This window comes from Prevotellamassilia timonensis, assembly GCF_900106785.1.
Lineage (GTDB): Bacteria > Bacteroidota > Bacteroidia > Bacteroidales > Bacteroidaceae > Alloprevotella > Alloprevotella timonensis.
On the sequence record NZ_LT629845.1, the window covers coordinates 125,535 to 147,047 of the forward strand.

The 21,513-nt window shown below is 47.8% G+C and carries 15 protein-coding genes and 4 pseudogenes; 6 read left to right on the top strand and 13 right to left on the bottom strand.

Features of this window, described 5'->3' with window-relative positions; all coding sequences use genetic code 11:
- Positions 1–99 precede the first annotated feature (99 nt).
- Entirely contained in the window at positions 100–615 is a 516-nt protein-coding gene (locus tag BQ5453_RS09225) for a helix-turn-helix domain-containing protein (protein WP_235860070.1), read from the bottom strand.
- A gap of 50 nt (positions 616–665) precedes the next feature.
- On the opposite strand from BQ5453_RS09225, the gene BQ5453_RS09230 reads away from it, so the two are divergent.
- From BQ5453_RS09230 to BQ5453_RS09245, 4 genes and pseudogenes are all read left to right on the top strand, one after another.
- A complete protein-coding gene (locus tag BQ5453_RS09230) occupies positions 666–1,646 on the top strand; it encodes an IS982 family transposase (protein ID WP_071121765.1) in 981 nt (326 codons plus the stop codon).
- Between the two features lie 13 nt (positions 1,647–1,659).
- Positions 1,660–2,061: pseudogene (locus BQ5453_RS09235) on the top strand (IS982-like element IS1187 family transposase); the annotation flags it as partial.
- Positions 2,062–2,074: 13 nt separating this feature from the next.
- Positions 2,075–2,476 (top strand): annotated as a pseudogene (locus BQ5453_RS09240) (IS982-like element IS1187 family transposase); the annotation flags it as partial.
- 13 nt (positions 2,477–2,489) lie between these two features.
- A pseudogene (locus BQ5453_RS09245) lies at positions 2,490–2,891 on the top strand (IS982-like element IS1187 family transposase); the annotation flags it as partial.
- On the opposite strand, the gene BQ5453_RS09250 reads toward BQ5453_RS09245, so the two are convergent.
- Positions 2,872–3,516, bottom strand: a complete 645-nt coding sequence (locus tag BQ5453_RS09250; RefSeq protein WP_235860071.1) for a hypothetical protein — start codon at positions 3,514–3,516, stop codon at positions 2,872–2,874. The pseudogene BQ5453_RS09245 and the gene BQ5453_RS09250 overlap by 20 nt on opposite strands.
- Before the next feature lie 432 nt (positions 3,517–3,948).
- Between BQ5453_RS09250 and BQ5453_RS14165 the strand changes: the two are divergent.
- A pseudogene (locus tag BQ5453_RS14165) lies at positions 3,949–4,092 on the top strand (IS1380 family transposase); the annotation flags it as partial.
- 954 nt (positions 4,093–5,046) lie between these two features.
- Here the strand turns inward: BQ5453_RS14165 and BQ5453_RS09255 are convergent.
- The 4 genes from BQ5453_RS09255 to BQ5453_RS09270 all read right to left on the bottom strand — a co-directional run bounded on the left by BQ5453_RS09255 (position 5,047) and on the right by BQ5453_RS09270 (position 10,434).
- A complete protein-coding gene (locus BQ5453_RS09255; protein WP_071123000.1) occupies positions 5,047–6,210 on the bottom strand; it encodes a sugar transporter in 1,164 nt (387 codons plus the stop codon).
- 150 nt (positions 6,211–6,360) lie between these two features.
- A complete protein-coding gene (gene pyrH / locus BQ5453_RS09260) occupies positions 6,361–7,071 on the bottom strand; it encodes a UMP kinase (RefSeq protein WP_022102554.1) in 711 nt (236 codons plus the stop codon).
- Between the two features lie 138 nt (positions 7,072–7,209).
- Positions 7,210–8,508 carry an MATE family efflux transporter gene (locus BQ5453_RS09265; RefSeq protein WP_071123001.1) on the bottom strand — a complete coding sequence of 433 codons (1,299 nt, stop codon included), beginning with the start codon at positions 8,506–8,508 and terminating at the stop codon, positions 7,210–7,212.
- A gap of 96 nt (positions 8,509–8,604) precedes the next feature.
- Positions 8,605–10,434 (bottom strand): S9 family peptidase, encoded by a 1,830-nt coding sequence (locus tag BQ5453_RS09270; protein WP_071123002.1) that lies wholly within the window; start codon positions 10,432–10,434, stop codon positions 8,605–8,607.
- A 154-nt stretch (positions 10,435–10,588) separates the two neighbouring features.
- On the opposite strand from BQ5453_RS09270, the gene BQ5453_RS09275 reads away from it, so the two are divergent.
- A complete protein-coding gene (locus BQ5453_RS09275) occupies positions 10,589–11,716 on the top strand; it encodes a hypothetical protein (protein ID WP_071123003.1) in 1,128 nt (375 codons plus the stop codon).
- Positions 11,717–11,824: 108 nt separating this feature from the next.
- Here the strand turns inward: BQ5453_RS09275 and BQ5453_RS09280 are convergent, their stop codons facing one another.
- The 7 genes from BQ5453_RS09280 to BQ5453_RS09310 all read right to left on the bottom strand — a co-directional run bounded on the left by BQ5453_RS09280 (position 11,825) and on the right by BQ5453_RS09310 (position 20,747).
- Positions 11,825–13,204: an NAD(P)/FAD-dependent oxidoreductase gene (locus BQ5453_RS09280; protein ID WP_071123004.1), complete on the bottom strand. Its 1,380-nt coding sequence runs from the start codon at positions 13,202–13,204 to the stop codon at positions 11,825–11,827.
- A 253-nt stretch (positions 13,205–13,457) separates the two neighbouring features.
- Positions 13,458–14,030, bottom strand: coding sequence for a chromate transporter (locus tag BQ5453_RS09285; protein WP_071123005.1), 573 nt, complete (start codon positions 14,028–14,030; stop codon positions 13,458–13,460).
- A 262-nt stretch (positions 14,031–14,292) separates the two neighbouring features.
- Positions 14,293–14,844, bottom strand: coding sequence for a chromate transporter (locus BQ5453_RS09290; RefSeq protein WP_071123006.1), 552 nt, complete (start codon positions 14,842–14,844; stop codon positions 14,293–14,295).
- A gap of 181 nt (positions 14,845–15,025) precedes the next feature.
- On the bottom strand, positions 15,026–16,549 hold the full coding sequence (locus tag BQ5453_RS09295; protein WP_071123007.1) for a DUF4301 family protein: 1,524 nt from the start codon (positions 16,547–16,549) through the stop codon (positions 15,026–15,028).
- A gap of 179 nt (positions 16,550–16,728) precedes the next feature.
- The gene (locus BQ5453_RS09300) at positions 16,729–17,757 is read right to left on the bottom strand and encodes a DHH family phosphoesterase (protein WP_022101495.1); all 1,029 of its coding nucleotides are present in this window, start codon (positions 17,755–17,757) and stop codon (positions 16,729–16,731) included.
- 496 nt (positions 17,758–18,253) lie between these two features.
- Entirely contained in the window at positions 18,254–18,901 is a 648-nt protein-coding gene (rpe, locus tag BQ5453_RS09305; protein WP_071123008.1) for a ribulose-phosphate 3-epimerase, read from the bottom strand.
- A gap of 16 nt (positions 18,902–18,917) precedes the next feature.
- A complete protein-coding gene (locus tag BQ5453_RS09310) occupies positions 18,918–20,747 on the bottom strand; it encodes a hypothetical protein (RefSeq protein WP_143033361.1) in 1,830 nt (609 codons plus the stop codon).
- Between the last annotated feature and the right edge of the window lie 766 nt (positions 20,748–21,513).

Below are 21,513 nucleotides of genomic sequence, written 5' to 3' on the forward strand. Positions count from 1 at the left end.
TATGGTGGTTGTAGCTTTTCCACAAAAAAAGTAGTAGCTTTCATAGGAAAGCTACTACTTTTTAGATGTTGTTTAATGAGAAATTACAAAAATATACATTTAGGCGGAGGCAAACTGTTTGCGCCATTGGCTGGGTGACATGCCCGTTTTTTGTTTGAATATGCGATAAATCCATGTGTGGGATGAGAAACCACACTCTGTGGAAATAGCGTCAATGCTATATTCGGGGTAGGCTTTCATCATGCGTACTGCCTCATTAAAACGAATGTCGCTAAGCCAGGTTCTAAAATTGGTGTATTCTGACTGATTGAAGTATTCTGTCAGTTCGTTTTTCTTGTATCCCAACTTAGTAGCTAACGAATAGATATTAACTTCATAGTCCTTGTATAATCCCTCTTCACACCATTTTTTGAGGGCTAATTCTATTTCTGTCTTTCTATTAGCTGTCAAGATATTTGTGTCAAGAGTGTTCTTGTCGTCTTTTGTGTCTTCTGTGTATTCTGCTTCCGTGTCTGTTGCTTCTGCATCATTATCCTCAGGAATGACTTCTTTGGGGGTGATGTAATAGCCCATAGCGATGAAAGTGTGGACGAAAAAGATTATAGAGAGTAGCATCAAGGGACCTATTATATACCCGTTGGCGGAATTAATTTAAGTTGATAAATATGAGTAAAAAGTTGCACATATCGCTGATTTTTAGTAACTTAGTGGTGTTCAAAACATTAAGTCCAAACCATCGTATGTACAACCTTTATACAAAATTCGTCAAAATACTCGAGATATGCAAGCAATTCTCTGAAAATCTCGTCAATGAATCGGGTAATGTTCCACGTCGTGGTCCTGTTCCCAAGTTTTCGGATTTGGAAGTGGTGGCGCTATCCTTGACGGCAGAGACCGAGAGCATTGATAGTGAGAAGTGGTTGTTCGACTATAAATTGCAAGAGTACAAGGACAACATTCCTAATCTCATATCAAGGAGACAGTTCAATGACCGCAGGAAGAAAACGGCAGGCCTGTGTGAGGAACTGCGCAAGCGGATTGCCATGGAAATGGATGGCGGAGAGGAACAATTCTTTGTTGACTCCAAGCCGATAGAGGTCTGTAGGGTTGCAAGAGGAAAACGTTGCAAGATGGGACGTACCGGCAATTTCTCGCAAGCTCCCGACTTCGGCTTCTGTGCTTCGCAGAACACGTATTATTTTGGTTATAAGTTACACGCTCTCTGTGGGTTAAGTGGAGTTATCCATTCCTATGATCTGTCAAAGGCAAGTGTGGCGGACCTCCATTATATGAAGGATGTAAAACATACTTATCACGACTGTAGCATCTATGGTGACAAAGGGTATATTGGAGCTGACGTACAGCTTGACTTGTTCGAAACCGCACACATAAGACTGGAGTGTCCGTATCGGCTCAACCAAAAGGATTGGAAACCGACATTCATTCCGTTTGCAAAGGCAAGAAAGAGGATTGAGACAATATTCTCACAACTTACAGACCAGTTCTTGGTCATCAGGAACTATGCGAAAATAACGAATGGTTTGTTTGCCAGGATCATTGGCAAAATTAGTGCACTTACCATTCTGCAATACGTAAACTTCATTAACGACAAGCCCATTGGCAGAATTAAGTATGCACTAAATTAATTCCGCCAACAGGTATTCCTATGATCTGTCAAAGGCAAGTGTGGCGGACCTCCATTATATGAAGGATGTAAAACATACTTATCACGACTGTAGCATCTATGGTGACAAAGGGTATATTGGAGCTGACGTGCAGCTTGACTTGTTCGAAACCGCACACATAAGACTGGAGTGTCCGTATCGGCTCAACCAAAAGGATTGGAAACCGACATTCATTCCGTTTGCAAAGGCAAGAAAGAGGATTGAGACAATATTCTCACAACTTACAGACCAGTTCTTGGTCATCAGGAACTATGCGAAAATAACGAATGGTTTGTTTGCCAGGATCATTGGCAAAATTAGTGCACTTACCATTCTGCAATACGTAAACTTCATTAACGACAAGCCCATTGGCAGAATTAAGTATGCACTAAATTAATTCCGCCAACAGGTATTCCTATGATCTGTCAAAGGCAAGTGTGGCGGACCTCCATTATATGAAGGATGTAAAACATACTTATCACGACTGTAGCATCTATGGTGACAAAGGGTATATTGGAGCTGACGTACAGCTTGACTTGTTCGAAACCGCACACATAAGACTGGAGTGTCCGTATCGGCTCAACCAAAAGGATTGGAAACCGACATTCATTCCGTTTGCAAAGGCAAGAAAGAGGATTGAGACAATATTCTCACAACTTACAGACCAGTTCTTGGTCATCAGGAACTATGCGAAAATAACGAATGGTTTGTTTGCCAGGATCATTGGCAAAATTAGTGCACTTACCATTCTGCAATACGTAAACTTCATTAACGACAAGCCCATTGGCAGAATTAAGTATGCACTAAATTAATTCCGCCAACAGGTATTCCTATGATCTGTCAAAGGCAAGTGTGGCGGACCTCCATTATATGAAGGATGTAAAACATACTTATCACGACTGTAGCATCTATGGTGACAAAGGGTATATTGGAGCTGACGTACAGCTTGACTTGTTCGAAACCGCACACATAAGACTGGAGTGTCCGTATCGGCTCAACCAAAAGGATTGGAAACCGACATTCATTCCGTTTGCAAAGGCAAGAAAGAGGATTGAGACAATATTCTCACAACTTACAGACCAGTTCTTGGTCATCAGGAACTATGCGAAAATAACGAATGGTTTGTTTGCCAGGATCATTGGCAAAATTAGTGCACTTACCATTCTGCAATACGTAAACTTCATTAACGACAAGCCCATTGGCAGAATTAAGTATGCACTAAATTAATTCCGCCAACAGGTATTATATATAATAAGGTATTGAAGAGGATTGCTACAGGCAGGAGTCCAGCAGTAAGGTTTAGCAAAATGAGGCTGGCTTGCGAATAGCGCACGTATGAAATCAAGTCGCTTCCGAAATTTTCCATGAGCTTCTGCCTTCGGGTATTTGCTTCTTTGCGAATGATAAAAATAAAATATGCCATGCTTGCCACAAAAAGCCCGAGCATCACATAGAGCATATTGCCAATGTGCAAACTATTATTTTTGAACATGCCAATGCCGAAAGCTATGGCGATGAGTATGTATGCCATCATACTACGTAAACAATAACGGCGCACGTTGTTGCCTGTGCTATCTATGTTGATGATGGAGAGAGTGATGGCAAATGCCACTGGGGTATAGAACAGTATGTTGAATGCTGCGCCCACATCGGTACCTTGTGCACGAAGCCCATGAATCATCTGTAAGAGGTAGTGGACAGAGAATAATAGCATGGATGCAACGAGAATCCATCTTGATATTTCGTAGCGCCACACCTTCCATCTCACCTGCAAACTTGCCATGGCTAATTGCAATGCTAACATGGCTGTAATGACGCAACATACAAGTTGTAATATGAATAGCGATTTCATGATCTTGTTCTTATCTTAATTCAGCAACACTATTGTAATTTAATCCTTTTAAGTATCTGAGCAACAAAAAGTTCTTGTACAAGCCAAGCGGCAAAGCCGAGCGGCCCAGAATTTTGCCATGTCTAAGAATTCACTTATTCAACTTTCGGATTTAGCAAGTGCGGGCTGCTAAAGGCCCAAGTATTTTATTTAGCCCGGGGCAACGCTCTGGGTAAAATTGAGCATAGTTGTGACGCCCTGTAAGGGCAGAAGTAGAAATACTTTATCATACTTCTGCCCTTGCAGGGCATCACTTTTCCTCTTGATGATATCCCAAGGCGCTGCCTTGGAATATGGAATTCATTGGGCCTTCAACCCGTTCAGGTTAAAACCGGAACTTGAGCTCATTTACTTTAGTGTAGCAAAAATAAACAAGAGAATCCGTCGATAGGCATGGCAAAGGAACAAATTAAATCTGAGAAACTCACTTCTTTTGAAGGAATATTTTCGGTCATGCAGTGATTTAACTCCACATAGTCATCAGTAAGCGATTCAACCCTCAGTTTAAGATGTAGATTGTTCGGTTATCAGTACAGTTAAATAATCCGTTCTCTCATGAGTATCTTCCAGATTTCGTCAGCCCACTTGTAAACGAGTGTGTGTGCTTTTACTGCCATCTTACACTTTTTGTGCGTAACAAGTTGATATACAGATGTTTCAAGAGTGTAAGATGATTCCAAAGTATCTTACACTCCCCTGCATACATCTTACACGCTCCACCCCCGTTGCCTCGCAGTCGATTTGGACGTATGCGGTGGGTTTTACGCCATAGGGACGTAGAACAATCTTTCGGAGCGACAGACTTTTCTGCTCCCCTATGCTGTGATATCGCCCTCCCGTGCTTGTGCCGTGTGGCAGTATGTGCGGGCGTGTAGGTTGCGTGTAGGTGGAATTTGTAGTATCTTACACTAAGCAAAGCGTTGATAACCAATGAGCTGCAGCGTATTAGTGTAAGATGTAAGATACTCGGTGTATAAGTTATTGTAGTATGGTAAAAGGCCTCAAGTGCAACTTTTTCGTCTTGATGCTTTTAACGTAACCATGCGAACGGTCTCAAGCATTAAACGCTATCACTAAATGCTATCACTAAACGCTACTACTAAACGCTACTATTAAACACTTCCACAAAACGCAAGCTCTAATGGGGGCGACTCGTCCCGCGGGCATTAAGGCATAGGTTCATACACAAAACAAAGGCTCACAGACAGCACTAATTACATGCCTGTTTGTGAGCCTTTGCTTTAGTTCCCGACGCGGGACGCGTCGCCCCCATTAGAGCTTGCGTTTTGTGGAAGTGTTTAGTGATGGCGTTTAGTAATAACGTTTAGTGATAGCGTTTGGGGCTTGAGTTGGTGTTGAGTCCGCTCGCACATTTACGTTTTACCTGGCAGCAATATAACGAAACAATAAAAAGAGTGCAGTGCTTTTCGGTGCCAGCCCTATGTCTCTTACAAGCAGGGCGGATTATGCACGTATGCGCAATGCCACCTTCTATACCCTGCTGCCAAGTCTGCATACCCAATATGCCAAGCCTGTCAGACCAAGCAAGGCTCCCGCATAACCGATGTAGGCTATTGACGCCTGAGAGCAGATGATGCCGCCAAAAAAGGCGCCGCTGCCAATGCCAAGATTGAATATGCCCGAAAATATAGACATTGCCACCGAGGTGCTCTCGGGGGTGGTGATGAGAATGATGTTTGACTGCATGGCCACATTGTAGGCTGTGGCAGCCAGTCCCCATAAGGCACATACTGCAATCAGCGTGACCCAACTGCCCGAAATGGGTGTCAACAGCAGCAGACAAACCGACATGATGGCCACAATTACTGAGATAAACCGCTTACGGTTGCGGTTGTAGTAGCGAGAGAATGCGATGCTGCCAAGGAAACCTGCTCCGCCGTATATCATGAGTGTGGTGGTGACAAGTGAGTCGCGCATGCCCGCCACTTGTTTCATAAACGGCTCGATGTAGCTATAACCTATATAGTACGAAGTGGAAATGAGCAAGGTGAAAATGTATAGTCCTACAACGCCCTTCTGACGCAATAATGCGGGGAGCTTGCGGGGCGAAAAGCCGCCACGACTTGGCACACGTGGCAAACGGAATGCCATATATACCAGCGTTAATGCGGCAAAAATGCCGATGCTCAAAAAGGTGATGCGCCAACCTACATGCAGACCAATGATGCGGCCAAGGGGCATGCCCAATATCATGGCTACTGAAGAGCCTGTAACAACCATGCTTAAGGCTACGGAACGATATTTGTCGGGTACGATGCGCACGGCAATGGGCGAAATGACAGACCAGAATACGGCGTGTGTGCATGCCACACCTATGCGCGAGAGCATGAGCATGGCGTAGCTGTTTGACAGGAAGGACATGAACTGAAAGACGGCAAACAGTCCTACGAGCCAAAGCATGAGACGTTTCATTTCCATTTTCGACACCAGCAGCATTAGCGGCAACGAAAGTATCATGACAGCCCAGGCATATACCGAAATGAGCATGCCTACGGTGGCTTCGGTCAGATGGAAATCGGTCTTTATGTCGGTGAGCAAACCGATGGGCACGAACTCTGAAGTGTTGAAAATAAAGGTGGCAAAAGTTAGGCCAAGCAGCGAAAGCCAGTTAGCCAGCGACATTTTGTCTTGCATTTAGTTTAGTGTAGTTTTTGTGTAAAAATAGCTGATGAGCGAGCTAATACGCTAATGTGACAATGAGTTGTGAAGTGTCAGACAGTGTGTGTTAGTTCCGTCCTCATTACCACATTAACCCATTGTCACATTAATCCATTGTCACATTGATTATGCGTGTACATAGGTGCCAATGTTCTCGCCAGAGAGCACCTTCTTCAGATTGCCATAAACGTCCATGTTAAACACATAGATAGGCAACTTGTTTTCGCGGCACATGGCGGTGGCAGTCACGTCCATTACCTTGAGTCCGCGTGACAACACCTCGTCGTAGGTGATTTCGTCAAACTTGGTGGCAGTGGGGTCCTTTTCGGGGTCGGCGGTGTAGACACCATCAACGCGTGTACCCTTGAGCATAACGTCGGCTTCGGTTTCAATGCCGCGCAGTGATGAGCCCGTGTCGGTGGTAAAATAGGGGCTGCCTGTGCCACAGCTGATGATGGCCACCTCGCCGCGTTCCATGGCTTCGATAGCTTTCCATTTACTGTAAAATTCGCCAATAGGCTCCATGCGGATAGCTGTGAGTACGTGACTCTTTACGCCAATAGCGCCAAGGGCCGAACTCAAGGCCAAAGAGTTAATTACAGTGGCACACATGCCCATTTGGTCGCCTTTTACGCGGTCAAAACCCTTGCCTGCACCGCTGAGGCCACGGAAAATGTTGCCGCCACCAATGACAATGCTTATTTGCACACCCATTTCGAGTGCCTCCTTTATTTGTGCTGCATATTCGTTAAGTCGTTTGACATCAATGCCATAACCTTGTTCGCCCATGAGACTCTCGCCGCTGAGCTTGAGCAGAATGCGTTTGAATTTAGCCATAATGTAGATACGTTGTTATGTAAGTATATATTAGTGTGATGGCACGTATGTTTGGTATGCGTGCCAACTCCGTGCAAAGTTATAATAATTTTGTGGTAAATGATATGGGGCGCAAACTTATGTTGCGCTAAACAGCTGTCAGAGCAGTCTCATTTTCTTGACAATTCGTTGGTAAAGCCATGCTTGCATCAGGCCGCGGCACCCCAAATAGCTGAGAAAGGCGCACCACAATGACACATTGCCATCGGGGCATAGCGTGATGACGGCAAAAAAGCACATGGAGGCTGCCAGCATACTGGCAAGCATCAGTTTGGTGGAAGTGGTGCCAATAAATAGCCCGTCGTAGATGAAGGCGGCAAACGACACCATCGGAATGGCACAGGCGTAGGGCATAAAGTTGATGGCTTGTGCCACCACTTGGGCGTTGTTGGTCAGTAGTTCTAATAAACACTGCCCCGCAACGGCGTATGCCAGAGTGAATGCTGCCGACAGGGCCATGCCCCATGCAAAAAGCCGCCGTGTGAGCAGGCTGAAGCTGCTCAAATTGCGTGCACCATAATAGTGTCCGCCGATAGACTCGCCAGCGTAGGCAAATCCGTCCATGATGTAGGAAAAGATGATGAAAAATTGCATGAGCAGTGTGTTGGCGGCCAACACCATGTTGCCCTGTGCCGAACCAGCGGCGGTAAAGTAGGTGGTGACGGCGATGAGGCAGAGTGTACGCAGAAATATGTCGCCGTTGATGGCAAAGAAGCGTTTGAATTGCGTCACATTACACACCTCACGCCATTTAATAGCTGATGCTTGATGCTTGCCATATTGTTTCTGCCAAATGATGATAGCTGCAAACAATCCAGCGTACTGTGCCAACAATGTGCCGGTAGCCACGCCGGCCATACCTTGTGCAAAACCAAACACCAGCACTGTGCTCGCAACGATGTTTATGATGTTTTGTCCAATGGCTATGACCATTGGCGCTTTGGCGTTTTGCATGCCTAAAAACCAGCCGGCAAAACTATATAACCCCAATACGGCCGGGGCACCCCAAATAAGAATGTGATAGTATGTGGCCGTAAGTTGTTCCACTTCGTGTGTGGCTGTTACAAAGTTAAAAGCGGCATCGAATATGGGGCGTTGTGCTGCAATGAGCAGCAGGGCCACTCCCCATGCCACAATGAGTGACCGATACAGCACATGCAATGCCTGTGTACGATTGCCTGTGCCGTGGGCCTGAGCCGTCAGTCCACTGGTGCCCATGCGCAGAAAGCCAAACAGCCAGTAGGCCATGTTGAATACCATGCCTCCCAAGGCAATGGCGCCAATGCAGGCAGCCGAACCAAGATGTCCCGTAATGGTGGTGTCGGCCAATGCCAGTAGCGGCACGGTAATGTTTGAGATGATGCTTGGTATGGCTATGTGTAATATCTGTTTGTTCAATGGAGTGGGGGAGTAAGAGGTAAGTCGTTAGTTGGGTGCGGTAGATGCTTTGGTTCAAAGAGGGGGTGAAAACAGATTTTTTAGCCCCCTCCTCTCTTACAAATGCGCTTTAAGGAAACGTTCCATGGCGCGGTAAAAGTCAAAGCGGTTCTCTTGGTTGTGAAAACCATGTCCTTCGTTGTCTTTTACCATATATTCTACCACCACACCCCGCTGTCGCAGTGCCTCAACCATTTGGTCGCTTTCAGCCTTGTTTACACGTGGGTCATTAGCTCCTTGAGCCACAAACAAGGGCACTTTAATTTTGTCGGCATGCAAAGCCGGCGATGTGGCGGCCAACTGGTCGGCATCGTGCTCGGGGTGTCCCACCTGTTCGTACATCATTTCGAGCATGGGGCGCCAATAGGGCGGTATTGTCTGCATGAAGGTGAACAAATTGCTCACACCCACATAGTCAATGCCGCAAGCATAAAGGTCGGGGGTAAAGGTCAATCCGGCCAGAGTGGCGTAACCACCATAACTGCCGCCATAGATGGCAATGCGATTGGGATTGGCTATGCCCTGTTCAATGAGCCATTTCACGCCATCAGTAATATCGTCCTGCATTTTAAGTCCCCATTGTTTGTAACTGGCTTCAAGAAAATGGCGCCCATAGCCAGTGGAACCTCTGAAATTCATTTGGAACACGGCATAGCCTCGGTTGCTCAAAAATTGCACTTCCGACGAATACCCCCAGCAGTCGCGTGCCCATGGTCCGCCGTGTGGGTTCACCACTACGGGCAGTTGCTTGGCCGTGTCGGGTGTAAGGCCGTCGGGCAGGGTGAGATAAGCCTCAATCTGCAGTCCGTCACGTGTGGTGTAGCACACAGGGTGCATGGCATTCATCTCGTCAGACTTTATCCATGGTGCGAGGTCGGCAATCTTTTTAGCCTTGTCTGTCAAGGCATTGTAGTGCCAGTAGCTGCCCCTTGTGCGGTCGCCACCCACATATATCAAGTAGTTCTCTTCAGCCTTGTCGGTATCAGCTATGCCATAGCGCTGGTTGGGGAAGTGTGCCTTGATGCGCTGACGCAGCTGCTCCTCTTCTGCGTCAAAATAGTGGCGTACAGGCTCTTTGTGACCGGTGCAGTAAACACTGAGCAACTTTTTGCGCTTGCGCGAATAGCTGATACTTGCTATGTCGTAGCGCTCGTTTTCATAAAGCACCTCAAGTTCCTCACAGGTGGCAGGATTCATGCGCACCAATATCGTTTTGTCGCGATGCAGGTTGGTGGCTGCGTACACCTCCTTGTTGTCGGGTGTAAATTCCATAAAGCTCACTACATCGCGAAAGTTTGTGGTCAGCACAGGTTTGAAAGGCTCGTCCTCCGTGTCACGATATAGAATTTGCGTGTTCACACCGTCCACAATGGCTGTGGCCACGCGCAGACGGCCGTCGTGGTCGGTCATCCAGCCCTGAATGTTGCCCGGATTTTCGGCCAAAAGTGTCAGTTCGCCCGTTTCAATGTTCAGACGGTAGGGGTCGAACACCTCGGGGTTGCGTTTGTTCATGCCAATCATCACAACCCCCTGTTGCTCCTCAAGGTCGTCAATCAAACTGGTGCGTACACCGTCAAAGGCGGTGTAGGCCCGGTCGTCGCTACCATCGCGGTGCACACCATAGAGCTGGTAGTTTTCATCACCCGCAGTGTCTTTCATATACAGCAGGCGCTGGTTGTCTGCCCACATGTAGCCTGCCACACTGCGTTCTGTTTCGTTGGTTATTCGTATTGCATGCTCGTCGGATTCGTCCACCCGCCGCACAAACACGTTGAGGCGGTCTTTGTAGGGAGCCATGTATGATATGTAGCTGCCATCGGGCGAAAGCTGATAGCCGGTGCGTTCTGAGTTTCTGAAAAAATCCTCTAATGGTATTTGTCGTGTCATGTGAATAAGAAGTCGTATATTTTTGCACGCAAAATTAACCATAATGCCACACTTTAACAAGGTGTGGCGTCGAAGTTGCCACAAATATCGCCATAATCAGTGCTTAATGGAAGCTATTTTGTAACTTTACACCCTATTTACAATTATAATTTCTATGCGTACACTTGTATTGGTGACCGTTGAGTTTGCCGCCGCCACACATTTTATGATGAGTCTGGTCATGTTTTACCTGGCCCGTCGTAGCGTGCAATTCTTGTCGCAGGCCTGGATTATGCTGTTGATTTGTTTGATGTATTGTGCCGGCTTGTTTTTCGTGGCGACCAACGACGTCATACCCCAACCGGGCATCATGCACCCCGTGTTGCTCATCTATTTATTAGCTTGTTCGTATCTGTTGAGCATCTATCCGCTCGGCTTGTGCATGCCGGGCTATTTGCAGTGGGGGCGTATGTGGGGATATGCGGCACCTGCCTTGGTGCTGATATTCATTTACAGTATTGGGGCGGCGGTAGGCAGCAACTTGGCCAATGTCTACACCTTCAACGACATATTCAATTCATTCTTGTCGGGCGATGTTGTGTTACGCATCATAGCACTGCTGTTATCGGGTTACTACATTGTCAACATATTTCGGTTGCCACACACATTGGTCAAGAATATGCAACTGCCCAACGACTTGATAGCCTATGGTTCGGCTCTCGGCTTGGTAAGCTTGCTGTTTGTTGTGCTCACAATCCGTTTCGACCTTGTGCTGCTCACTATTTATATGTTGCTGTTCACTGCCGTCAACATGTTCTTGTTCTTCCGCATATTGCGCCCAACTGTTGAGGCTATTTCGTACCCCGACTTTCGTCAGGTAGAAACGCCTCCCACGCGTGAGGAAATTACGCAATCTGAGGTTGACGACTTTAACGAGGCCAATTTGCATCGCTTCGAGGTGATGGAGTACGTCATGCAGCACGACAAGCCGTTCCTCGATTGTGGCTTCAACCGTGAGCGCTTGTGCCGGTTGGCTGGCTTCAATCGCCACATGGTGTTGCAGAGCTTGCGCTCGCAGGGCTACAACGACATTCACGAGTACATCATGCGCTATCGTGTGGCAGCAATGAAAAGTGCTATTGAGGGGGGCGAGATGACGGACATAAAGCAAGTAGTGGACTATGGCTTCCGCTCGTCAAAAACGGCATCTACCAGTTTCGAACGTTATGAAGGTGGCGACTTAATGGTGTTTATGGACAAGCACAAGAAACCTGAAACACCTGCCGACGACATTTCTGAATAAGACATATATTCTCCACATATAGCTAAAAAAGGAGGGCGCACAACGGCGTCCTCCTTTTTTAGGCTATGTATGTAAAGCTCTTCGGCCAACCCCACGAGGGTAGCTGCTTTATTCTTCAGTCTTGTTGTTAGGGTCCTCAGAACCCTCGCTCAACAGGTCGTGTCCCCAGTGCGTTGAGGCCAGTCGCTTTTCGCGTTCAACCACTTCTTTGGCCTTTTTGGCATAGATAATCATGCGCAGTGACTGTGAGTAAGACACATAGTTCCACAGCCAGTTGAACAAAACAATCATTTTGTTGCGCACGCCAAGAATAGAGCGCAAGTGTACTACCAGCCAGAGCACCCAGGCAAAGAATCCGCCAAACTTCATGTGGCTGAATTCGGCCACAGCGCGGTTGCGGCCAACGGTGGCCATCGTACCGAGGTTGGTGTAGTGGAAAGGCTTCATCTCCTTGCCCGCTTCAAGGCGTTTAAGGTTCTTGGCCAAATTGTTGCCTTGTTGAATGGCCACTTGTGCCAGCTGCGGGTGACCGCCCGGCCATTTGTCGTCGCCTTCGGGCATGATGCACTGGTCGCCAATGCAGAATACATCGTCAAGTCCTTCCACCTGGTTAAAGGCGTTAACCACAACACGGCGTCCGCGTCCCAAGTGCGAGGGGTCGAGGTTGCCCACAGGTTGTGCAGCCACACCACTCACCCATATAAAGGTACGTGTAGCAATGCTGCTGCCGTCCTTGAGCATCACGTTGTGGTCCTTCCAGTCGGTCACCATCTTGTTGAGCAGTACGTTCACGCCCATCGTGCGCAGGTATTTTTCAACCTTTTGGCTCGATTCGGGGCTCATGGCGGGCAACAAGCGTGGGCCGGCTTCAATCAAGTAAATATTCATGAGCGATGTGGGCAGGTCGGGGTAGTCCTTTGGCAACACAAAGTTCTTCATTTCGCTCAGTGCACCGGCTATTTCAACACCCGTAGCACCACCGCCCACAATCACAACGTTGAGCAATTCCTGGCGCTCCTTGTCGGTAGCACAAGTCAAGGCACGTTCAAAGTTGTCAAGCAGTGCGTTGCGCAAACCCATGGCTTCGCTCACATTCTTCATAGGCATGGCCTCTTCTGCCACGTTCTTATTGCCAAAGAAGTTTGTTGTAGCACCGGCGGCAAGTACCAGATAGTCATACTTTACTTTGCCGATCGAGGTCTGGATAATTTTGTGCTCAGGAAAGATGGAGCGCACCTCGGCCATGCGGTAAAAGAAGTTCTTGCGCTTTTGAAATATCTTGCGGAAGGGGAAAGATATAGAGCTTGGTTCGATACCTGCCGAAGCTATCTGGTAGATAAGTGGTGGAAATTGGTGGTAGTTGTTACGGTCAACCAACACAACTTGAAAGTTGCTGTTGTGCAGCTTGTTGGCCAATTTCAAACCGCCAAAGCCACCGCCTACAATTACCACTCTTTTTTTGTCCGTTTTTGGAAGGTTAAAGCTCATAAATCTTCAGTTTGTTTTTCGGGTTTTAAGTTACTCTAATGCAAAGTTACGTTCATTATTCCTTAATTCGCCAAAATTGTTCAAGAAAGATACACGCACTTGCATTTTTTGAATGAAAAATGCGCATACTGTTACATTGATGTGACAATATGCGCATTGCTGTAAATGTAGGTGGCTGCTCGAAATTCGTTGATGTGAATTGGGCGGTGTTTGCTTCATGAGGTCAAGTTGGCGAGCGAGCGTGGCGGGCTGCTTAATAAAGCACGCAGCCGGCCAGTCCGCAAAGTACGACCATGAACAGGGCGTTGAACTTGTACACGCCAATGCCAATCAGTGTGGCCAGAAAGAGGAATATGCTCACCATAAAATCCCAGGGCGTAGTGCTGGGTGTGCCAAATGTGTCGGGGCGCATCATCAGTATGGCGGCCGCGGCTATAAGTCCTGGCACGAGCGGGCGCAATACCACCATGGCACATTCGTAAAACGACTTATACTTGTCTTGTTCCTGTATTTTGCTGTAAAAGGCCGTCCAAAAGGCCGATGGCACGATGAGGGCCCCAATGGTGCAGCAGCTTGCTGCCACACAACCCCACATGCCATATTGGCCCGACACAGTCAGTGCGCCGGCCAGGGTGGCGCTGTTAAGGCCAGTGCCGCCTGGCAGAGCACGGCAAAAGGTCATAAGGTCTGCCATTTGTGCGGGGGTCAGCCAATGGTGCAAGGTGATGACTTCGTGTTCAATCAGTGCCTGTGTGCTGGCATAGCCGCCAATGCCTAAAAAGCCTATCTGAAAGAAACTCAGAAACAGTAGTATGAATATGAGCATATAAGTAGGTGTTCAAAATTATTTTATACAATCAGTAGGTGTCATTTTCACATTGAAAGCACATTCTCGAGGCGCATCTGTTCCCTTCGGCCTCGGTCACATAGCCCGCTATGCTCCCTCACCCGAAGGAAACATCTGCGCCCCGATAATGCACTTTTAATGTAAAAATAATTTTGAACACCTACTTATTGTATGTGTATGAATAATACTTGCTTACTAACAACCGCCAAGAGTGTGGCGTGTATCGTGCAGTGGCAGTTGCTTATTTGTCGTCAGACGAAAGTACAAACACTGCATATAGCGCCGCCAGCAGTATCAAACCTAAAATGATATAGGTGGGCGAAATGCCCAACAGACCGATGGCTATGGCTGCACCTACGGGTATCCAAACGGTGCTGAGCGAAATGCCCGACTTGTTCCACATTTGCAGACAGGGCAACGCTATCAGGGCCACAATGGCCGGACGTGCACCGCGAAGAAATGCCTTGATGGCTGGCTGGTTGCACAGGTCGTTGTAGAAAATAGAAAATATAAGGAATATGAGCAGTGGTGGCAGTATCATGCCCAACAAGCAAGCCGCACTCCCTTTCCACCCATAGAGCTTTCGGCCTATGTAAGTGGCCAGGTTGATATTGAACACGCCGGGCATGGCTTGCACCACAGCCAAATGTTGTGCAAATTCGTCGTCGCTCAGCCAACAATTTCGCTTGACGAGTGCGCGTCTCAGAGGGGCTATCACGGCGTAGCCATCGCCTATGGTCAAACCACCGGCTTGCAGAAATGTGGTGAATAATGTGATAAAGTTGAGTGCCAAGTTAGTCTCGTGTTTTTTAATAAAAGTAGTGATGCTTGTGTTAGGTGGAGGTGGGGCATAAGTAGGTTTGAGTGCCTAATTATAAGCCAATACTCTGCTTTATAAATGCACCGAAGTGCTCCCCGCAGAAAGGGAGTACTTCGGACATATTAAGCTTGTTTTGAACACCTGTTTATAGGCATTACTGGTGTTGTTCGCGATAAAGGTCGTTCACAGTTTTGACAGGATTGAATGTGGAGAGCGGCACTTCAACAAACACCGTGCTCCAATCGCTCATCGCACCGTTCCACAATCCGGGCAACTCGAGTGCTTTCAACTCTTTGCCGTCTTTACTCTTGTGCGAAATGAAACCTGTCTGGGGGTCAACGTATTGGGGCAAATTAAAGGCGTTACCCTGGTAGTCTTTAACGGCGCAAACAAGGTCAACGGGGTTAAAGTGCGTACCCTTCTCAAACATGGCCTTCTTTTCGGCGTCATTCATGTCAATTTGCGAACTTTCAAGTATTTGCAGCGAAATGGTGCCGTCGGCATTGTAGGCCAGGAACGGACCACCGCCGGGTTCGCCCACGTTGCGCACCATGCCACACACACGCATGGGGCGGTTGAGCTTTTTGCGCAGATAAATGGCGAGTTCAGTGTCCTCGAGCATCTTCGTCTCGGGATTTTTTGTAAAGAGTTTCTTCTGTACAAATTGCAGCATCTCGCGCAACTCGTCCATGGTGTATTTGCCGCTATCGAGCTTGCGCAGATAGGCAAACACCTGTTGTTGCAAACTTACAAGCACGCCTGCCAGCAGCTTTTTGTAGCGCACCGTGTCAGCCTTCAGTCTGTCGGGCACCACATTGTCTATGTTCTTGATAAACACCACGTCGGCATCAATGTCGTTCAGATTTTCAATCAAAGCGCCATGTCCGCCCGGGCGGAACAACAAGTCGCCGTCTTTGGTGCGGAAGGGCGTGTTGTCGGGATTGGCAGCCACCGTGTCGGTGCTTGGCTTTTGCTCTGAAAAGCTAACGTTGTATTTTATCCCAAACTCCTTTTCGTATGCGGGCACAACCTTGTTGACCAATGCTTCGAACAGAGCACGATGTTCGGTTGACACAGTAAAGTGAATGTTAACCGTGCCGTCCTTCTCGCGTGCATAGAGTGCGCCCTCAACCAGATGCTCCTCAAGCGGTGTGCGCGAGCCATTGGCATATTTGTGAAATTTGAGAAGGCCCTTGGGCAGCGCACCATAGTTGAGGCCTTCTTTGTCAAGCATGGCTTTAACTACCTCTTTATACTGGTTGGCTGATAACAGTTCGTCAATATTTTTGCCATAAATACGCTGGCAAGCGCTGTCCAAATCCCCGTAGAATGCGGCCTTGTGTATATTATTGAAGAAAGATTTTTCAAAATCTGTGGTCGGTGTGGTGTAGTCAGCATCAACGAACGCGAACATATTCTTGAACATGCGACTGGCAGCGCCCGATGCAGGCACGAATTTCACAATGCGGTGAGCAGTATTGTTGGTGTAGGCCTCCCATGCCTCAAGATATTTGTCTACCTCCTCGTGGCTGGGCGCAAGTATACCTTTTTCGGTACTTGCTGCAGCCGCCAGACGCAGATACGGAAAACCTTTGGCAAAACAGGCTAATTGTGTATTGAGCTTATCCTCACTGATGCCTTTCTTGGCCAGCAGCACCTTGTCTCTTTCAGTAATCATGATTGTAGATGTTAGGTGGTTTTACAACATTGGTAAGACGCACAACCGTCGCTTGCCATGCAGCGGCGTGTTGTGCGTCCACAAATGTACAAATAAATATTGGAAAGTGCTACCCGTTGTCTGAATTCTTGGTTAACCTGTCAACCAATCAACCTATCAACGTGCTAATCAACGTGTCATTACAACTTTTCGCTATAAGCCTCAATCGCCCGTTCGGCCGTTTTGACAGCCTCTTCAAGCGGGAAGGGCAGCTCGCCACCCGATGCGTTGAGGTGGCCGCCGCCATTAAAGAACTCTTCGGCCATCTTGTTACACGGAAAGTCGTCAACAGAGCGCAGCGACACACGCACCACATCGCGTTCAGTGTCCTCGCGCAGCGATATGCTCAATCGCATGCCTTTAACCTGTAGCGGCATGTTGACAAGTCCTTCGGCGTCACCGCGGATAAAGTTGAAGCGTTTCATCTCCTCGCGTGTGAGGGTAAAGATAGATGCACGGTTTCGGGCATAGAAGTGCAGCTTTTCGTACAGCACGTAGCCCGTCAGTCGCATGCGGTCAGCCGAGTATACATTGAACACATTGCGGTATATCTTGTCCTTGTCAATCTCCTTGGTCAGCAGCAATGAGATGATTTCGTATATCTCGGGGTTGTTAGAGTTGTAGGTAAAGCCCCCCGTGTCTGTCATCATGCCCGTGTAGATGCACGCGGCTCCGTTGCGTGTCATGCTGTCAAATCCGCCTAATTGGTGGATAAGACGGAACACAAGTTCGCTTGTCGACGATGCCGACGGAAATGAAATGACTTGTTTGGCGCAGGTGCGGTCGGGGTCGAGGTGGTGGTCGATAATCACCTTGTCGGCTTTGGCCCTGGCCACAGCTGTCTGCATCTCTTGCAGACGCGACAGGCTGTTAAAGTCGAGGCAGAATATCAGGTCCGCTTGATTGATAATTTGTGTGGCTGCGGCCTCATGTTTTACGTAGAAATGTATGAGGTGTGAGTTGGGCAACCATCGCAAAAAGTCGGGGAAGGGATTGGGCAGCACGATGTTCACCTGCTTGCCGAGTGACGTCAAATAATCGGCCCAACCGAGCGAGGAACCCACGGCGTCGCCATCAGGGCCGCGGTGGGCGCATATTACGATATGTTTGCTCTGCTGTATGGTTTGCAGCAGGGCAAATAGTTCGGTGTTTGATAGTAATTGTTTCATTGGTGTCTTGGGCTGTTGGGGTAGGGGGCTGTAACGCGATGGCGTTAGCCAATCATTTTGCCAACGGAAAGCGCGTCGGCGGAATTAGTAAACAGGTTGACACGTTGACGGGTAAGTTTGCCAAGCCTTTTTTAAGCTTCCTGGCATTCTGACTTCGAGATATAACTCAAGTTTCGGATTTCGCAAGCGCGGGCTGAAGGCCCAATGTCCTTCATAGCCCAGGGCAAGCGAAGCGGCACCCTGGGTATCGCGTGTTGAAGCAGTCGCGCCCTGTAAGGGCAAAAGTAAAAAAGCTCTGTTACTTCTGCCCTTACAGGGCGTAACTTTTACTTTCATATCAACCCAGGGTGCCGCTTCGCTTGCCCTGGGCTATGAAGAACATTGGGCCTTCAGCCCGCACTTGCGAAATCCGAAATTAGAGTATATAATCATATTTACTTGTTAACTTGTCAACTTGTTACCTCGTTAACCAGGAATCTCGCCAGCGGATAGCGTGTTACAAGTGTTTCAGTATATGCACTTCTTCAACAGGGTCATCTGCTTTGAACACGGCCGAACCAGCCACCAGCACGTCAGCACCAGCCTCTACCAGTTGCTTGCCGGTTTGGCGGTTGACGCCACCGTCAATTTCAATCAGCGCATGCGAGTTGGTGCGGTCAATCAGTTCACGCAACCGGCGGGTCTTGTCGAGTGAATGCTCAATAAACTTCTGTCCGCCGAAACCCGGATTTACCGACATGAGCATCACGAGGTCGAGGTCGCCAATAATCTCTTCGAGCAGGCTCACCGGGGTGTGCGGGTTGAGCGTGACACCGGCCATCATGCCCTCATTCTTAATTTGTTGCACCACGCGGTGCAGGTGTGTGCAAGCCTCGTAGTGCACGTTCATCACTTTGGCACCGAGTGCTTTCACCTCGTTAATAAACTTTTCGGGGCGTTCAATCATCAGATGCACGTCGAGTGGCTTTTTGGCGTGTTTGGCCATGGCTTGCATCACCGGAAATCCAAATGAAATGTTGGGTACAAACACACCGTCCATCACGTCAAGGTGGTACCAGTCGCATTCGCTGTTGTTAAGCATCTCAAGGTCGCGTTGCAGATTGCCAAAGTCGGCCGAGAGCAGGGAGGGAGATATAAGAGGCATAATTTAATGTATTGTTTTAATCTTCTTGTGTGTCTGAAGAGGTTGGTTGCGATTCAGTAGGCAGTGCCTTGCCTTCATTGCGCAAACTCTGTATTTTAGCCAAGCTGTCGAGTGCAAAATCCTTTTCGTCACTATTTTTGAGCATCTCTTTGCAAGACTTTTCAGCTTCGTCGTAATGTGCGTTTTCAATATTGAAAGTAACGCTGTTGCACTTTATGAAATGATAGAGGTCGAGCAGATAAGGGGGCACTTCTTGTTCAGTCTGTGTAAGCTCCTTTATACGCTCCTCTATTTGTGTCTGGCAATTTTCGATAGCTTGCTGTGCACGGTAGTCTTTTGCGCCCATCATGCAAGCAATGGTGGTGCGCACATATTGCGGGTGGCTGCTGCCCTCAAGGTTTTGCAGGTAGTAAAACGCCTTATAATATTGTCCTATGTTGAGGTAACATGTGCCCAGCATGAGGCATGTGTCGTAGAACTTTTGCCATTTGGCATGGCTCTTCTCGCCGTTGCGCTTAATGTGTTCATTGTTTTGCCTCCATACGTATTCAAAGTGCTGCGATGCCTCGTAAAAGCGCTTTTGAAGCATGAGTTTGTAGCCCCAATACATATTGTAGGCCAAGGTGGGGTCTGTCAAATCGTGTATAAGCTTTTGCTCGGCTGTCCACTCGTCACGATGCCCGTCGCGTTCTTTGTCGCGTGCATCGGCCCACATATAGTCAAATTCTGCCTGTTTGTTTTTGCCGGTAGTCCAATCAAAGCCAATCGTCATGCTTCCGGCTTTGGGGGTGACGGCAACTTCGGCCGGTATGCGTGTAGCCGTTGATGTGGCAGCACGATTAGAAGTGACATAGTTGATGCGAATGTATGTAACCTTGTCCTTGTCAATGGTGGCAGCCTTTTCAAGTGCCACAATGATGGTGTGCTTGTTGCTGTCAGCTTCATCACCAATGGTGAATATGATTTTGATAGATGCTGTTTCGGCTGTAGGGGCATTACCTGCGCCTAATTGGTGGACGATGGGTTCTGTCAGGCGATAGCTCGTAATGGTGTCGATGTCTTTGCTCGTAAAGTGATAACCGTCGTCACCTTCGCACACAAGTTGCTGTATCTGAGCCCCTTGTGGCAGTATGTCGCAATTTGCAAGCCATTCGCCCAATGTCGTGATACCATCAGCTGCCACAGTTGCATCGTGGGGTTTAGCCTCGCATGTCATAGCTTCGGTGCTTGCCATGATTTGCTTCATGCGTTCGTTGCTGGCCATCTCGTATTCGATGTCGTCAGCCTGCTCCCTGTTTGATGCTTCTATAATGTCTTTAAGGTGGCTGCAAAACATGCTGCGCAGATGAAAGCAGTCTTTCAGCGTATAGCGTAGTGTGTGGACCATTTCTTTGAGGTCACTCAGTCTGGGTAATCCCGCAATGATGTGTATGTTTATTTTATAGGTGTCACCTTCGACGTCCACTTTGTATACAGCAGAGGTCATGGGGGCCACGCCGTTTACATCGTTACACGCAGTTCGCACCAAATCGATTTTATCGACCTCGGCATCTGTAATGTAGGGAAATGTCAATTGCATTGAGGTCGCTGCTTCGTTGTATCTCATATAGAATTCCCCCGCTTGGTATTTGAACATATAGAGGACGTTGCCTTCGTCGTCAAGATCTTTTTTGTACTCGATGTTCAGCTCGTCAAATGCGTTTTCGAGTGCACAGGGTTCTTGGAAAATTCCTTCTCTATCGTCGTTGTTCATGAGCCGATCGAGATATCTATGTATCTGTTTGCGGTAATTATATAGTAGAAGTATGGCTCCTAATACTATTATCTGTATAATGAGATTGTTCATAGGGGGGTGGGTTTTGATTCGGTTATGTTGATAGCAATGGTTGGTCCTATTGCAAAACTTGTGCCAATGATGTGCTGGCAAATGTCATTTTTTAGTGTTTATGAGAATCGCATCAAAAATTGCATCAAGAGCCTCCGTCAACATATATTGATGCAAATTTAGTGAAATCATATTGAACTTGACGAATGCTGTTGAAAATATAATGCGTGTTGGGGTGGGTGAATAGCATAAAAGGTGGCTGGAAAATGCTACGCTGCACTCACACTATGTTTTTTTCTCTTTTTGTCTACACTCTGCACTTTTTGTATGCACTGCGCTGATTATCAATGATTTTAAGAGTGTATATAACTACACTTTGCCTACACTTTACCTACACTCCGTCTACACTCTGCCTGCACTCTACCTACACTCTGTCTGCACTCTACCTACACTCCGTCTACACTCTGCCTACACTCTGCCTGCACTCCGTCTACACTCTGCCTGCACTCTGCCTGTTCTTAGTGCATGATCAACCTTTTGTTTTCAGGCGTGGCGTATGCTGTGGCAGACAAAGGCGCATAGCTGTAACCGGGGACAGATTTTTCGGTAGTGCCAGACAGAAATTTCTGTCCATCTAACAGCTCTGCCGCTCTCGCATAGCCGTTTTATGGCTCTGCCGTGGCAGATGCCTCTTGTTGGCACGTTGTGTAAGTAATGGGCATGAGTGTATGAGTGTATGTGACAGTGCAAGCAAAGTGCAAGCGTGTATACACTCGTGAAACGATTG